Origin of the sequence: Acinetobacter sp. B51(2017) (assembly GCF_003711395.1) — a bacterium.
Taxonomy (GTDB): domain Bacteria; phylum Pseudomonadota; class Gammaproteobacteria; order Pseudomonadales; family Moraxellaceae; genus Acinetobacter.
Map to the genome: position 1 here is coordinate 1 of NZ_PJRJ01000041.1, position 15,279 is coordinate 15,279.

The window sequence follows — 15,279 nt, forward strand, 5'->3', positions numbered from 1 at the left end:
ATATTGAGATTTATTACAATCGGGTCAGAAGGCATTCCGCAAACGGCTGGTTAAGCCCAGAAGCCTTTGAACAGAAATATTTTAAGAATTTAGAGGGATTTGTTGTCCACGATACTGTCTAGGATCATTATTTTAATAGGTGGACATTATAAAATTATAATAATCAAACATTTATTTCTTTATGTCCACTTTGTCCACCATGTCCACCTAAAAAATAATAAAAGCTGCTCAGTATTTTTGTGGGTTAAGAAAGCGAAAGCCAAATGCATGCATACCTTGATCTGGGAAATCGTTGATCCTTCAATATTTATAATTTTATAGGGTGCTTTTAGACCATGGCGGATTGCAAAAAACGGTATGCCGCTTTTAAAAAGTATTCTGTTTTTAAAATGAATAAATAACAATAGATTACGTTGTTTTTATGAAAGCGGCATAGTAAAAAACAACACCATAAAGCGGCAATACTTTAGTGATACAACATGGATTTTTTTTCGCCGTATGGCTATAGAAAAATAGATCTCATGTAAACTACGCCCATTCAATCATTTGACCAATCATGGGTAAGCTTTAATGACTCAAGTACAATTACATCAATTACAAAAACAACTGTGGAATATTGCCAATACTTTACGTGGCAAAATGGGTGCTGATGAGTTCCGTGATTACATTTTAGGTTTTATCTTCTTTAAATACCTGTCTGAAAAAGCAGTCAACTTTGCCAATGAATTGCTCGATGGCGAAGAGATTAGTTTTTTAGAGCTGGATGAACACAATACCGAGCATGTACCGTATATCGAAGAAATTAAAAAGCATGCGATTGACGAAACAGGTTATGCACTGACACCAAAACAATTGTTTCATAGCTTGGCGGAACGTGGTCGTGCGGGTGAATTTATTCTGGATGACCTCACAGCGACATTAAAAGCCATTGAACAAAGTACTTTAGGTGCAGAATCTGCTGATGACTTTGCAAACCTATTTGAAGACCTTGATTTAAATTCGACTAAACTTGGTAACACGGCGAATGACCGTAATGAATTAGTGGCGCGTGTCCTCAGTCATTTAGATGATATTGATTTTGATATTTCAAATAGTGAATCGGATGTATTGGGCGATGCTTACGAATACTTAATTGGTGAGTTTGCCTCTGGTGCAGGCAAGAAAGCAGGTGAGTTCTATACACCGCAATCAGTTTCGACCTTGCTTGCAAAGATTGTGACGCAAGGTAAAGATCGCTTACGTTCAGTCTATGATCCAACGTGTGGTTCAGGTTCATTGCTTTTACGTGTGAAGCGTGAAGTGAAAGATGTAGACATGATTTACGGTCAAGAGATGAACCGTACTACCTACAACTTGGCACGTATGAACATGATTCTGCATGATGTACATTTTGCCAAGTTTGACATTAAGCAAGAAGATACTTTAATCCGTCCGCAGCATCTCGATAAGCGTTTTGACGCCGTAGTGGCGAATCCTCCATTTTCTGCGAAATGGTCAGCCGATCCGCTCTTTTTACAAGATGAGCGTTTTAGCAGTTACGGCAAACTTGCACCAAGTTCAAAAGCGGATATGGCCTTTGTTCAGCACATGCTGCATCACTTAGATGACAACGGTACGATGGCGGTTGTATTTCCCCACGGCGTTTTATTCCGTGGTTCAAGTGAAGGTGTGATTCGTCAATACTTGATTGAGCAGATGAATGTGATTGATACCATCATTGGTCTACCTGCCAATATTTTCTATGGTACGTCGATTCCAACCTGTATTTTGGTGTTGAAAAAAGACCGTGAGCATAAAGACAATATTTTGTTTATTGATGCCAGCAATGAGTTTGAAAAGCAAAAGACTCAGAACAAGTTATTGCCTGAGCATTTAGACAATATTATTGCAGCATTTGAAAACCGTCAGAATATTGAGAAATACGCCAAAGTTGCGACTTTGCAGGAAGTGAAAGACAACGACTTTAATTTAAACATTCCTCGTTATGTGGATACCTTTGAAGCCGAAGCTGAGATTGATTTAGATTTAATTGCCAAACAGCTTCAAGCTTTAGAAGTGGAAAGCCAAAAAACTGATACTGTAATTGCAGAGTTCTGTAAAGAGTTAGGCATTGATTCACCTTTTGCGGAGGTGAAGTAATGGCTACGCCTCAGTTACGATTTAAAGAGTTTGATGGGGATTGGTCAGCAGTCACGTTAGAAGATTTAGCAGAAGTGGAGCGTGGTAAATTTTCTGTACGTCCTCGAAATGATCCAAGGTATTTTGGTGGCGAGATGCCGTTCGTACAAACAGGGGATGTAACAGGCTCTGATGTTTACTTGAGGGGATTCACACAAACTTTAAATGAGGATGGTGTTCGAGTAAGTAAGGTCTTTCCTGCGGATACCATTTTAATTACGATTGCTGCAAATATTGGTGATACAACTATTACTCAATATCCTGTTGCTTGTCCTGATAGTGTTGTGGCAATTCAACCAAAGCACGATAAAGCGAATACGATTTTCTTAAAGAATATTATTGATCTTCAAAAAGATAATCTAGATTCTCAAGCAACTCAAAATGCACAAAAGAATATCAATCTTCAGGTATTAAAGCCTTTAGAGTTAATAGTTCCCTCCAAAGAAGAACAAACCAAAATCGCTTCTTTTCTTTCCGCCGTGGATGAAAAGATTAGCCAACTGACCCAAAAACATGAACTGCTCAGCCAATATAAACAGGGCATGATGCAGAAGCTGTTTAGTCAGCAGATTCGTTTTAAAGCGGATGATGGGAGTGAGTTTGGGGAGTGGGTATCTGAAAAGATTGCGAAAGCTTTTACTAATAAATCTAAATCTTTCAATCCTCTTTTAAATGAGTCTTTACCGTGTATTGAATTAGAGCATTTGAGTCAAAATACAGGTCAAATACTTGGAACAGTCAATAGTAGCGATCAGCAAAGTACGAAGAATTTATTTGAGCCTAATAGTGTTTTATATGGAAAATTGCGCCCATATCTTCGCAAGTTTGCTAAACCACAATTTAAAGGCGTTTGCTCTAGTGAAATTTGGGTACTAACAGGTTTGAAAATATCAAACAATTACTTATTTCAATTTATCCAAAGTGAACAGTTTACCGAACTAACAAATATCCAATCAGGTTCAAAAATGCCAAGAGCTGATTGGAGTGTAATCGCCGATGCTGAAATTGAATATCCGTGTATAGAAGAACAAACCAAAATCGCTAATTTTCTATCTGCCATCGACCAAAAAATTGAAGTCGTGGCACAGCAAATTGAACAAGCGAAACAGTGGAAAAAAGGCTTGTTACAGCAGATGTTTGTATAAAGAAAAGCCTCCTTTTTTAGAAAAAAGGAGGCTAATTATATTAGGTATTACCGTAACCCAATTTCTTTTTAATCTCTGTGTAAGCTTGTTGGCAAGCAGGTATAGAAATTAACGCTGCTAGTGATAAAGGTGGGGTAACAGAAGCAGCACATGTGCCAACATAGGTAATGATTTTAACATTTTCAAGCATATTTTCACGTTTGGCTGCTGCAATGTTGGGATTGTTTTGAATGAGAATAGCTAGACCAATATAAGGGTCAAATGGAGTGCCAATACTATATGTTTTGGCAATTAGATTTTCCCAGTCAGCAACTAAAACTTCAATTTCTTTCGCGCTCAGTTCTCCTAAAGGTAAAATCATAGAATTGCGTGGGCTAGATTTTGACTCATATAAAGCTAAATAAGGTGAATCATTCATGGACAGTTGAGTTGTTGAGCTAAGACTATTAAAAATTCTAGTTAGCTCAGCATCCGCTTCTGTGTAGTTGTAATTGGCTATCAGAGCTGTACAATTTTCTAAACTTTTACGATCTTTTGAATTGACTAACATATAGTTGTAGATTTTTTTTGCCTCAGGACTGTCTTTTTTTCGGTCATCATCTGGGTTGCGATGTTCAAGACGTAACCAACCTTGACACATAGCGCGGTTTTTAGCACGTACTGTAGGACTAATGTTGAACCAGCTATTTCCAGACAGTATTTTATTATTCATTAAAATCACAGTGGTCGGATACATTGCATTTGGTTCTGGTCTTGTTTCTTCGATCTTGGTCGCAATATCCTTAATATATCTAACATTAGAAAAAACAGGTGAATTAGATTTATCAGAATCAATATTAGGTACACTAACTACCTGTTGTTTTTCATATGCAGCACAACCCGTAATAAACATTGTGCTTATGATTAAGCTAAGCGATATTTTATTCATGATTTATTTATCCATTTTTATCTATCCATTTTCATCGTAAACTTTCAATTGCTTATGTATAAACAGAATTTAGATTAGAGACAAAGTAATTTGTTGCAAAAAATGAATTATGATTTAGCCCAAAGATCGCACGATATATTGGAGTAGCGTGCAAAAATATAGAAGAGGGGTAAATTATGACAGTACAAAGCGAACAACAACTTGAAAACCAACTGATTGCACAGCTACAAACGCTCGGTTATCAGCGTATTAAAATTCAAGACGAAGCCCAACTACTGTCCAACCTAAAAACCCAAATTGAACAGGCCAATGGTTTACAGCCGCTATCGCTGAGTGAATGGAAACAAGTCATTAGCTTTTTAACTACAGGCACGATCTTTGAACGAGCACAAAAACTACGTGATAAATTCCCCGTTAAATTTGACGATGGCAGCAGTCAACACATTTACTTTTTAAATGCTGATCCGAGCAAAAACACGTACCAAGTTAGCAATCAAATCCAAATTGACCATAAAGCCATCAATGGCCATACCAGCCGTTTTGATGTGACCTTATTGGTGAATGGCTTACCCTTCGTACAAATTGAACTGAAAAAACGCGGTATGGAAATCGCCGAGGCCTTTCATCAAACCCAGCGTTATAGCAGTGCTGCTTATGCATCAGGGCAAGGGCTGTTCCAATTTATTCAGCTGTTTGTGATTAGTAATGGGGTGAATACACGCTATTACGCCAATACCACCACAGAGTTTGCCTTTAGCTTCCCTTGGGCAAATATCGACAATAAACCCATCAATGAAGTGGTGGATTTTGCACAGGTGTTTTTAACCCCTGCACATATTACCCAAATGATGACGCAATACATGGTGCTCTTAGAAACGACGACCCCTAAAGCGTTAATGGTACTGCGTCCGTATCAAATTTATGCAGTACAAGCGATTGTGCAACAGGTTCAGCAGTCATCACAGCATGGCTATATTTGGCATACCACAGGATCAGGCAAAACCTTGACCTCGTTTAAAGCCAGTCAAATTATTATGCAAATGCCTGATGTGGAAAAAGTGCTGTTTGTGGTGGATCGTAATGATTTAGATACCCAAACCGCCAAAGAATTTAATGCCTTTAAAGCCGACAGTGTAGACAGTACCAGCAATACCAAAATTTTAGTCGATCAATTGGCACAGCAACATGACAAGCTGATTGTGACCACCATTCAAAAGCTCAATCGTGCCATTAATAGTGACCGTTATGCGCAAAGTATTGCCTATTTAAAAGATAAAAAAGTGGTGTTTATTTTTGATGAATGCCATCGTAGCCAGTTTGGTGAAACCCATCAAAATATTAAAAAGTTCTTTCAAAATGCGCAGATGTTTGGCTTTACAGGCACACCGATTTTAGAAGATAACTGCCACAACAAAGCAGGCTTAAAGCTGACCACCAAGCACTTGTTTAATGAGTGCTTGCATAAATATGTGATTGTGGATGCCATTCGGGACAAAAACGTATTGCCGTTTCAAATTGACTATCGAGGCAAGTTTACTGCTACAGGCATGCAACGGAGCGAAGAAGTTGAAGGCATTGATACGCAAGAACTGTTTGACCATCCGCAACGCCTAGAAAAAATTGCAGCCTATATTTTAGATACGCATAACACCAAAACCAAAAATCGTAAATTTACCGCCATGTTTTGTGTCAGCTCCGTCGATACCCTGATTGAATACTATGACATTTTTGAGCAGTTACAAGCTGAGCGACAAGCCGAAAATCCAGCTTATCAGCCTTTAACCATTGCCACTATTTTCTCTTATGCGGCCAATGAAGAACGTAGTGTGAATGAAGATGCACAAAATGGTTTACTCGATGAAGAATCAACGGATATTCCAAGCCAATATAATCCGTCTAGCCGTGATAAATTAGATCGTTATATTGCGCAATATAATCAAAAATTTAAAACTAACTTTAATTCAGGCGATCAGTTCTACGCTTACTATCGAGATATTGCCCAAAAGGTGAAAGATAAGAAAGTTGATATTTTACTGGTCGTGAATATGTTCTTAACGGGTTTTGATTCAAAACCTCTCAATACCTTGTATGTCGATAAAAACCTCAAGCATCATGGTTTAATTCAAGCCTTTTCACGGACGAACCGAGTATTAAATGCCGATAAACCGTTTGGCAATATTGTCTGCTTCCGTAACTTAAAACAGGCCACCGATGCGGCCTTAGCTATGTTTTCCAATAAACAGGATGTACATAGTACCGTGTTAATTCCAAGCTTTGAGGAAATTCAACAACAGTACAACACGGCGTTAGATCACTTATTGACGCTTACTCCTGATTATCAGGCAGTCGATGATTTATATACTGAAGATGAGCAACTGGCTTTTATTAAAGCCTTTCGTGAGGTGATGCGTTATAATGCCCAGCTTGAAACCTTTGTGGAATATGACCAAGACCAAACCAAACTGGTCAAACAAGAGTTTGTAAACTTCCAAGGCAAGTATCGTGATTTGTGCCAGCAGGTCAAAAGCACGACACAGAAAAACAAAGTATCTGTATTGGATGATGTCGATTTTCAGCTTGAGCTACTACATAGTGACCGTGTCAATGTGGGTTATATTCTTAACCTGTTGCAATTGGCAGTCAGTAGTCGCAACCCTGAAAAACGCCAACAGTATGAAGCACAAGTACATGATTTAATCAGTAGTGAAATTAGTCTGTATGACAAACAAGACCTGATTAAAAAGTTCATTGAACAGCATGTACCTAAAATGCTGAATGGACAAAGCGTAGAAGAGGCCTTTAAGCAGTTTTGGGATGCAGAGAAGGAACAGGCCTATCAGCAGCTCTGTGCAGAAGAAAACTTAAAAGCAGACGAAATGAAGGCTGTTTTAGAGAACTACGAATATACCCAACGTATGCCACGTAAAGAAGAGCTGATCGTTTTACCTAACTTTAAAGTTGGCTTGTTTAAGCGTGAAGGTATTTTGAATGATTTACTGAGTAAAACACGTCAATTTATTGATAAGTTTTATAAGGGTTTTTAGAGTGGATTACCTCAATTAAATGGCCAGCAAGTGTTAGTTTGTATCCCAGTTTGTATCCCTTAATTTTAATTAAAATTAAATGATATAAATTACAATGATTTAATCGCCTAGTTCAATTGTCGCCACCCCAAATACCTAGCTGAATATAACTGAACATAGTGTTGTATAAAGCGGAAAGGCTTGATTCTAAAGGGATCAAGCCTTTTTTTATGTCTTATAGCAGCACTTTAAAAGTGATAGTGGTGAATGAAAAATGATTAAATCAACTTTATGCATCCAGCCACTTGAACCTTAGATGAATGGCGGAGCTTTAAGCTGATTGTTGTAAGCTTAAAGCCAGTGGGGCTAAACGGATCTTAGGGTTAATCTTTTGCCAGTTTAAATCGCGTGGGTCTGCCAACATCGGTCCTTGGGCTTTGGCAACCAAAATTGCACCACTCATGTGGGTAAAATCAGCGCGAAAATGCACCGAACTTTTGACTACTATCAGCGGATAATCTTCAGGATCAACCTTAAAGATTCTAAACATCACGCGGTCGAGAAGCTGAGCCTTATAGGAGCTGACGGCAATATCAATCCCTTGATAAGACACTAAGATACTCTCGCCAATATCCACTGCCACACCATGCATCATAGGTCCTTGATAATGAAATTGACCTGTATGACGTGCTTTTAAGAGAAACTCACCACATAGAGCAGGGTCGCCATCGATACTACCGCCAAGTTCTGCATAAAAGCGTTCACCCATTGCCAGATGATTAATGCTTTGTACAGTGTGAGGATCACAGATTAAACCCACTAATGCACGTTGTACTTTGGCTTTAACGAGGGCATGTAACATGCCTGTGGTGTTGGAATCACCGCCTGCACCGGGGTTGTCTTGGGTGTCGGCAATAACAATCGGTTTTTGCTGATCTTTGAACAGTTGTTGGGCTTGGGCAATCGCCACATCAGGACTTAAAAATTCCATGTGCCAATTGGCTTCATGCGCGAGCAATTCATCTTGGCATTGTTGCATGGTATGTTGCAGTTGCGGTAGCGATGGGCTATAGCCCCACAGCGTACCGCCACAGTCATAGAAATCTGCCGCAGGAAAACCTGGGGTAAAGTTAAGTAGTACACCAGTGTCTTGCTGTAACTGTTGTAAACGCTGAAAAGTGCTTTTGGCAGGTTCTAAATCTGTACACTGCGCATTTAAAGCAATTAAAAATGGCAGTTTGTAGATGCATTTATGCAGTTGTTTGCCTTTTAAAATTTCATCTAATAGCACTGCACAGCGTGCACCTGTAGCTGCCATATCAATATGCGGATAGGTTTGATAAGACAACATTGCTGTGGCATGTTCAAACATTTGCTGAGTAACGTTGGCATGAAAATCTAAACTGGTGATGATGGGGATCTCTTGACCCACCACTGCACGAATACGGCGCAGTAATTCACCTTCACCGTCATCTAAATGTTCAGCCACCATTGCGCCATGTAAATCAAGATAAATAGCATCCACAGGTTGGGCGACAATGCCTGCGATAATGTCATGACAAATACGTTCATAAGTCTGCTGTTCGACCTGTGCCGAAGGTGAGGCACCTGCCCACAGAATCGGCTCAAGCTGATAACCCAACTGCTGGGCAGTTTGAATAAAACCGCCGATAGGAATATTGTGCTCGGCAAATCCTAACAGATCTTGGCCGTGGGTTAATCCCGGAAAGCCACCGCCATGAATAAAGTCATCATAGCGTGCCAGAGTTGGGGCAAAAGTATTGGTTTCATGCTGAAAACCAGCAATAGCAATCGTTGGCATAGAATGATCCTTATGAAGTGGCGCGAACAGCCTGAGAAGTAGAAAGTGGTTTTTTTAAACGGAAGGCATACCAAAGCAACAAGGCGCCACAACCGAGTAATAAGGCAATACTGATCCAACCCGCCACTAAGGATTGTGTGGTGCTTTGGGCAAATGCCATAATATTTGGGCTGACAAAACCACCCAATAGCCCAATACTATTGATTAGGGCAATACCGCCAGCGGCAGCTGTGCCTGTTAAATACTGCGCAGGAATTGACCAAAAAATGGTATAGGCCACAAACATGAATGCGGTGGCAAAACAAATTGCAATAAATGACAAGATAAAATGAGTACTCATCACCGAACTTAACAGACAGACTCCTGCCAAGAGTGTAGGTAAAATACTGTGCCATTTACGTTCTTGGTAACGGTCAGAACGTCGTGCCACAAGGTTCATCAAAATCGCGCTAAGTAAATAAGGGATAGCCACCAACCAGCCAATGCTGGTTAAGCTTTCTACACCACTGCTTTTGAGTAAAGATGGCAACCAAAACCCGACCGCATAAATCCCGCTAATAATGCTGAAATAGCCCAGTGCCATAAAATAAATCCACGGATCTTTGAGTAAAGTTTTAAAGCCTTGATGGGTTTGCGCAGCTTGATGTAAGTGAATTTGTTGTTGTAACAATGTTTTTTCTTCAGACGTGAGCCACTTGGCATCTTGCGGACGATCAACCAAATAAAAATAAGCCATCACGCCTAATAGCACCGTAGGCAAACCTTCAAGTAAAAATAGCCATTGCCAACCTGCCATATGATAAATGTCATGCATATGGGTCATAATTTGGGTAGATAAAGGCGCACCTAGCATGCCACCTAAGGGCGCAGCCAACATGACAATCGCCATGACGCGTGCCATACGAGCACCCGAATACCAATAGGTCAGATAAAAAATTAAACCTGGAGCAAAACCTGCTTCAAATACGCCCAGCAAAAAGCGCAAAATGTAGAACATGGTTGGCGTGGTCACGAACAACATCGACATCGAAGTCAGACCCCATAGCACCATAATGCGCATAAAAGTTTTACGCGCCCCAATCTTGTTAAAATATAAATTGGTGGGTACTTCAAACAGCACGTAGCCTAAAAAGAAAATACCTGCAGCCATGCCATAAATAGCATCACTAAAGCCTAAGTCTTGCTGCATTTGTAATTTGGCAAATCCAATATTAATGCGGTCTAAATAGGCAAAAAAATAACACAGCAATAAAAACGGCAATAAGCGCCAACTAATTTTTTGATACATCCGATCGAGTTGTTGTTCTCGCATGAGCAAACTCCTGTTGCTTATTATTGTTTTTCCTTAAAGATGAGTTTAAGCAGCTTGAGCGCTTGATAACAATGCAGCTTTTTATTGATAATGATGCTTTAAAAGCATCAATAATAAGTCCAAACCTATGCAAAAACACACGCTGCCTTTAGCAGGAATCAATGAAAAAAGACTGCGTTATTTTTATCATGTGATGCTATTGGGCTCGATTCGTAAAACTGCCGACTTGCTCAATATCGAACAATCTGCGATTAGCCGCCAAATCCAACTTCTTGAAGCCCAGCTACAAACCCAGCTGTTTGAACGCCGTGGTCGTAATGTGGTACCCACAGAAGCTGCCTATATAGTCTTAGAGTATTTTGAGGAAAATCAAAAACGTGAATTGGCATTATTGGAACAATTGGCACAGCTTAAATCAGCACAGCTAGCCAAAGTCAATTTGGTTTCGAGTGAAAGTTACTTACAAGATTTAATTTATGATGTGCTTAAACATATGCATGCCACTTATCCAGATGTGCAATTGCAACTGGAATTAATGAGCGTACAGGATGTGATTCGGCAGGTGACGGAAGGTTTAGCACATATTGGGTTAGCCTATAATCCGCCGCTGCATCCTGAAATTAAAGTCATTGCACAACGCGAAGAGCCTTTTATTTTAGCCGTGCCTAAAGGTCATCCATTAACCTTACAGCAAGGAGCGGTGTCTTTGGCGCAGACCTTAAATTATAAATTTGCGGTGATGTCCGTAGGGCATGGTTTTCGCCAGTTATTGGATGCTGAATTAGTACGTTTAAATTTGGGTTTAAATATTGCCTTAACCACCAATTCAATTACCGCACTTAAAAATTATGTTATAGCAGGGCATGGTATTTCTGCCATGCGTTATGCCGATATTGGGGCTGCGGTGGAAGCGGGTCAGGTCGATGTGCTAGAAATTGATTCCAGCACCTTTCAACAAGCCAAAACCCAGTTATTAATGCGTAAAGGTGCCATCATTTCAGATTCACAGCGCGTCTTACTGGATCGTATTCGAGCCAGTTTTAATTTACGTTAAACTAAAAAATCCCACTCAAAGAGCGGGATTTTTACAGTAAAATTTAAAAACGTCATGCGACACATATGTTGTCATTAGAAAGTTAAAAAATCATATACTTAGATATTATTAGTGACACTTAATGACAACATCTACGACACATAAGATGGCATTGTTCGAGTTTTGCGACACATAAGGTGTCATTGTTGAAATTTTAATATTTCACTATTCAGGAATAGGATTATATTACTTCAAGTTTTTTATGGAATGGTTATGGATCATCTTGATACAACTTTTGGCACTTTTTTAACAACTCGTTTGGAAATGAGATTAGCTGGTGAATTGTCAGATTATGACCCTAATTCTATGTCTATGAGATCATTAGCAACCTATTTACATGAGCATATTCATTTTTTTCAAGCCATATTTACGGGATATGGTCACATTCAATGGGATAGTCACAGACAAATGACTGGCTATTTAATAAAAGAATGGAAGGAAATTAATAGCTTGACTGAGGGTAAAGTTAAGATTCCACTAGCTCATTGCAATACTCTACAAAAGCAATCTTTTTTAAGTCAACATGTGTATGAAACATCGAAGGAGCAAATTAAAATTGGTCAAGCAAAGTTTTACATGCGTAATGGTTCATTGACATTAAAAGAGTTTGGATTAAGACTTTTAAATCATGATTGGAGAGCTAATCCTGTTGTAGACATTTGTGGTAAGCATGTTGTTTTACAAACGAAAGATATTTTGGAAGGGCATGCACATTTTATTGAAAGAAGTTTTGTTGAACATATTTGTGAAGTAAAGACTGAAATAGCTTGGGAGCGTGAAGGTTTACCAAGTCAGTATACAAATGCATATGATTGGTTTATTCAGGAATGTGGGAAATCATATAATGATTACTTTCCGATAATTTGTGATTTAGCATTACAAATAAGTTGGAAGCCTTTAATTCCTCAAAATGAAAATGAATGGCAATCAACAAATCCATCTTGGAGGTTTGTTAAATTAACCCGCACTTTGGCCTCATCTCATAATATCTCTACTCTAGGTGAAAGAGCTAACTGGCATAAAAATTATAAATTTTTTTGTTCAGAAATTTTAGATCTATGTGACTATAAGTCTTTAGATGAAATTTTTGAGGAGCGAATTAAGGCTTTCTCTAGAAAGTCTGAATTAATGGAAATTGAAAAGCTTATGAAAAAAGGTATTCAATTGAAAATGTCAAAGCCGTGGATAGGTGTAAATCCGGTAGGGGATAAGAATGAATTATATTCATTAATGGCAGACTTTAAGGCGCCATATATTGTATTTGAGGATGGAATAGGTTCTTCGGGAGTTCCAAGTGTCTCAGGCGGAGAACTTATGTTTGAATTGCAATTTCAAGCTCTCGCATCTCAGGTATTTGGTGATTTTTCTCCTCAGGCTTCTTCAAATTGTAGTTTGGAATGTGCGTTTGGTAAGAATAAAATTAGAAATGGATGTGGTTTTCAATCCTCACACGGGTGTACCGGGTTAATAAACCCTAAAGAGGGAATCCCTTTTCCAATCTCCACCTCCAATGGTGGTACTTTAGAAGGATGTTCATTTGGATGGTTGCTAAATGTAATGGGTTTAAAAATTGAAAATATGGAAATCGATCCAAATGCTAGATTTCCATCGTTAAAATAGTTCAAATTATGAGTTTTAAAACATCGGTCTTCTTGAAAAGCCTTATTCTTTTATCTGTTATTCCCAAATAGTAAGGTTTTATAAGCCCTTGAATTTGTAAGTTAGTAATATGTGAGTGGCGCATATTTAGAATGGCACTTGCTTCAGCACCAGTAATATATTCCTTTTTTAGCTCTAAAACAGCTGTTAGCTCCTTATTACTCACAAGTTTCCAATAAACTAGATTTTCAATGTTTAAGAAACCTGTTTCACACCAATATTTTTTCATCCAGTTAATGGGGCAATTTAACAGCTTTGCTGCATCTAGATAGGGAAGATAATCTTCGCTATTGAGTTTGTTCTTAAGATTTAACAGTGAATTAGCTTTGATTTGAACTGATAGCGGATTGTTCTTATCTTTGCTAAGAACTCCTTTTTGGACAAGTACCGCAACTTTATTTGGGCTAATTTCTAAAAGTGTAGCTGCATCTCTTAGAGAGTAATAATCCAAACTGGTAGTTTTAGATTTTAACTGACCTTTTCGCCTACCTGTGCGTGTTTGATAGTGTTGAATCATCTCTAAGTCATTTGGATTAATATCTTGAACATCGGTTTTAAAAAAAATATTAATTGGGGTCGAATCAATATGAGGTCCATGAACGGGCGTTATACCTATTGATTCTAATTTCTCCACAAGATTTGTAGAGTTTACTCTACATTGTTTAGCCAACGGTGCAACTAGCATGTATTTGCTTTCGAATGTATGAACTTTTTTCTTTGAGTACATTTGAGGCTTATTTGCAGTTTGAACGTTTTTGTCTACATCAAACCATCCATTATTTGCCAGTTTCCTTGCTGTTTCATAATTGATTTCTAAAGTTTTAGAAATCTCTTTTAAGTCAATGTGATCATTACAGATAGTTACTGTATCTAGTGCTTCAAATGTAGGTTGATCCACATTATTTAAGCCCATAATGAAGCGCTCAATATCTAAACTTGAGATATTTCCATGATAAAGCTCTTTTTTTCCAAACTTCAAATAGTCACTTTCTATCAACTTCTCAAGCTCGAAACGAGAAACCTTCAAAACACGTTTTATCTGATGATTTCTAAGTTTTCTAGAAATACTTTTTTCGCTAATTTTGTATTCGTAAGCATTTTCTTCTACAGTTTTAATGTGCTGTTTGAAAAAACGTTCATACTTTAAAAAAGGTAATAGTTGAATCCTTGGGTGAGAGTAATCACGACGTGAATGGATACATGAGCTTAGTTTGAGTACTGAAGTTTCAGGATTCTGAAAATATTCATAGACATAAAGACAGATCTTTAAGTCTGTATTAGATCCATCAAATTCAAAGAATTCATGAAAAGCTTTCCAGCAAGCTGTGAACTCTTTAAACAGTTTATTGGAGTTAATATTTAGAACGTCAATAAACCAATAAATTGTTTCAAGAGACGTTGCTTCCCTGGTTGGGGCTTTATCCAGTTCATAACCACAGCACGAGCAGTTTTTTACACTAGCTTTTAATGTGATCGGATTGTCACAATTGGGACAAGAATCGATTAAAAAACAAGAATGAGTTGGGCATGCATAAATTGGTTTGAGCATCCATAATTTTTTTAAATAAGCATTTTCAGCAAGGCAAATAGGACAGTAGCGTACGTTATCTAATACAAACAATTCATGAGGCACTTCAATAGCACCTATTATTCTAGGTGATTTATTTGTAGGGCCTGATCTTTCAAATGCTAGGTATGAGTAATCACTATTTATATTTAAAGCATTCAAAACTAAGCTAAAGCGAACATCGTCTGCAAGATGGTAATTGAGTGATTCCTTCATGATGGATTGATAATTAACTTTACCAACTAAATTAAAGATTGAACTATGTGCATTAAGTTTGGTGGTTCTTAATAGGAAGCTGATTGGTGATTCATCTTCATAAGGAATTGCTTGGATTAAATGATCCTAGCCAAAATAATGGACAGCACGTCCCTCTAAAGATAACGTAACTTTAATCTTTGGAGATTCAAGAAATGGCTAAACGTTTTAGTCCTGAATTTAAACAGCAAGCGATTGATTATGCACTTTCAAACTCCCACGAACCTATAGTTGCAATCGCCCAGAAATTAGGTGTGGGTTATTCAACTTTAGACAAATGGATTCGTGAGGCCAATC

Annotated in this window: 9 protein-coding genes and 3 pseudogenes; 8 read left to right on the forward strand and 4 right to left on the reverse strand. The window is 38.2% G+C overall.

Going from position 1 to position 15,279, the window contains the following annotated elements:
* The 4 genes and pseudogenes from CYK47_RS13765 to CYK47_RS15925 all read left to right on the forward strand — a co-directional run.
* Positions 1-122: pseudogene (locus tag CYK47_RS13765) on the forward strand (IS3 family transposase); the annotation flags it as partial.
* A gap of 448 nt (positions 123-570) precedes the next feature.
* Positions 571-2,139 carry a type I restriction-modification system subunit M gene (locus tag CYK47_RS13770; protein WP_122902381.1) on the forward strand — a complete coding sequence of 523 codons (1,569 nt, stop codon included), beginning with the start codon at positions 571-573 and terminating at the stop codon, positions 2,137-2,139.
* Positions 2,139-2,366: pseudogene (locus CYK47_RS15920) on the forward strand (hypothetical protein); the annotation flags it as partial. The gene CYK47_RS13770 and the pseudogene CYK47_RS15920, both read left to right, overlap by 1 nt.
* Before the next feature lie 252 nt (positions 2,367-2,618).
* A pseudogene (locus tag CYK47_RS15925) lies at positions 2,619-3,323 on the forward strand (restriction endonuclease subunit S); the annotation flags it as partial.
* 40 nt (positions 3,324-3,363) lie between these two features.
* Here CYK47_RS15925 and CYK47_RS13780 read toward each other — a convergent pair.
* Complete coding sequence (locus CYK47_RS13780) at positions 3,364-4,251, reverse strand: hypothetical protein (RefSeq protein ID WP_164709215.1); 888 nt, start codon at positions 4,249-4,251, stop codon at positions 3,364-3,366.
* Between the two features lie 176 nt (positions 4,252-4,427).
* Between CYK47_RS13780 and CYK47_RS13785 the strand changes: the two genes are divergently transcribed.
* Complete coding sequence (locus tag CYK47_RS13785) at positions 4,428-7,295, forward strand: type I restriction endonuclease subunit R (RefSeq protein ID WP_122902384.1); 2,868 nt, start codon at positions 4,428-4,430, stop codon at positions 7,293-7,295.
* Positions 7,296-7,605: 310 nt separating this feature from the next.
* On the opposite strand, the gene CYK47_RS13790 is transcribed toward CYK47_RS13785, so the two are convergent.
* Entirely contained in the window at positions 7,606-9,096 is a 1,491-nt protein-coding gene (locus CYK47_RS13790; protein WP_122902385.1) for a M81 family metallopeptidase, read from the reverse strand.
* A gap of 10 nt (positions 9,097-9,106) precedes the next feature.
* Positions 9,107-10,408, reverse strand: coding sequence for an MFS transporter (locus CYK47_RS13795; RefSeq protein WP_122902386.1), 1,302 nt, complete (start codon positions 10,406-10,408; stop codon positions 9,107-9,109).
* Positions 10,409-10,535: 127 nt separating this feature from the next.
* Here CYK47_RS13795 and CYK47_RS13800 point away from each other — a divergent pair, with 127 nt between their 5' ends.
* A complete protein-coding gene (locus tag CYK47_RS13800) occupies positions 10,536-11,462 on the forward strand; it encodes a LysR family transcriptional regulator (RefSeq protein ID WP_122902387.1) in 927 nt (308 codons plus the stop codon).
* Positions 11,463-11,714: 252 nt separating this feature from the next.
* Entirely contained in the window at positions 11,715-13,121 is a 1,407-nt protein-coding gene (locus CYK47_RS13805; protein WP_164709216.1) for a hypothetical protein, read from the forward strand.
* Position 13,122: 1 nt separating this feature from the next.
* Here CYK47_RS13805 and CYK47_RS13810 read toward each other — a convergent pair whose 3' ends face one another.
* Positions 13,123-15,060: a TniQ family protein gene (locus tag CYK47_RS13810; protein ID WP_122902389.1), complete on the reverse strand. Its 1,938-nt coding sequence runs from the start codon at positions 15,058-15,060 to the stop codon at positions 13,123-13,125.
* Positions 15,061-15,137: 77 nt separating this feature from the next.
* On the opposite strand from CYK47_RS13810, the gene CYK47_RS13815 reads away from it, so the two are divergent.
* The coding region (locus tag CYK47_RS13815) for a transposase (RefSeq protein ID WP_164709209.1) at positions 15,138-15,279 on the forward strand (142 nt) is incomplete at its 3' end.

Coding starts and splice junctions, on each gene's coding strand:
- CYK47_RS13770 (WP_122902381.1), top strand. CDS start 571: ATGACTCAAGTACAATTACATCAATTACAAAAACAACTGTGGAATATT.
- CYK47_RS13780 (WP_164709215.1), bottom strand. CDS start 4,251: ATGAATAAAATATCGCTTAGCTTAATCATAAGCACAATGTTTATTACG.
- CYK47_RS13785 (WP_122902384.1), top strand. CDS start 4,428: ATGACAGTACAAAGCGAACAACAACTTGAAAACCAACTGATTGCACAG.
- CYK47_RS13790 (WP_122902385.1), bottom strand. CDS start 9,096: ATGCCAACGATTGCTATTGCTGGTTTTCAGCATGAAACCAATACTTTT.
- CYK47_RS13795 (WP_122902386.1), bottom strand. CDS start 10,408: ATGCGAGAACAACAACTCGATCGGATGTATCAAAAAATTAGTTGGCGC.
- CYK47_RS13800 (WP_122902387.1), top strand. CDS start 10,536: ATGCAAAAACACACGCTGCCTTTAGCAGGAATCAATGAAAAAAGACTG.
- CYK47_RS13805 (WP_164709216.1), top strand. CDS start 11,715: ATGGATCATCTTGATACAACTTTTGGCACTTTTTTAACAACTCGTTTG.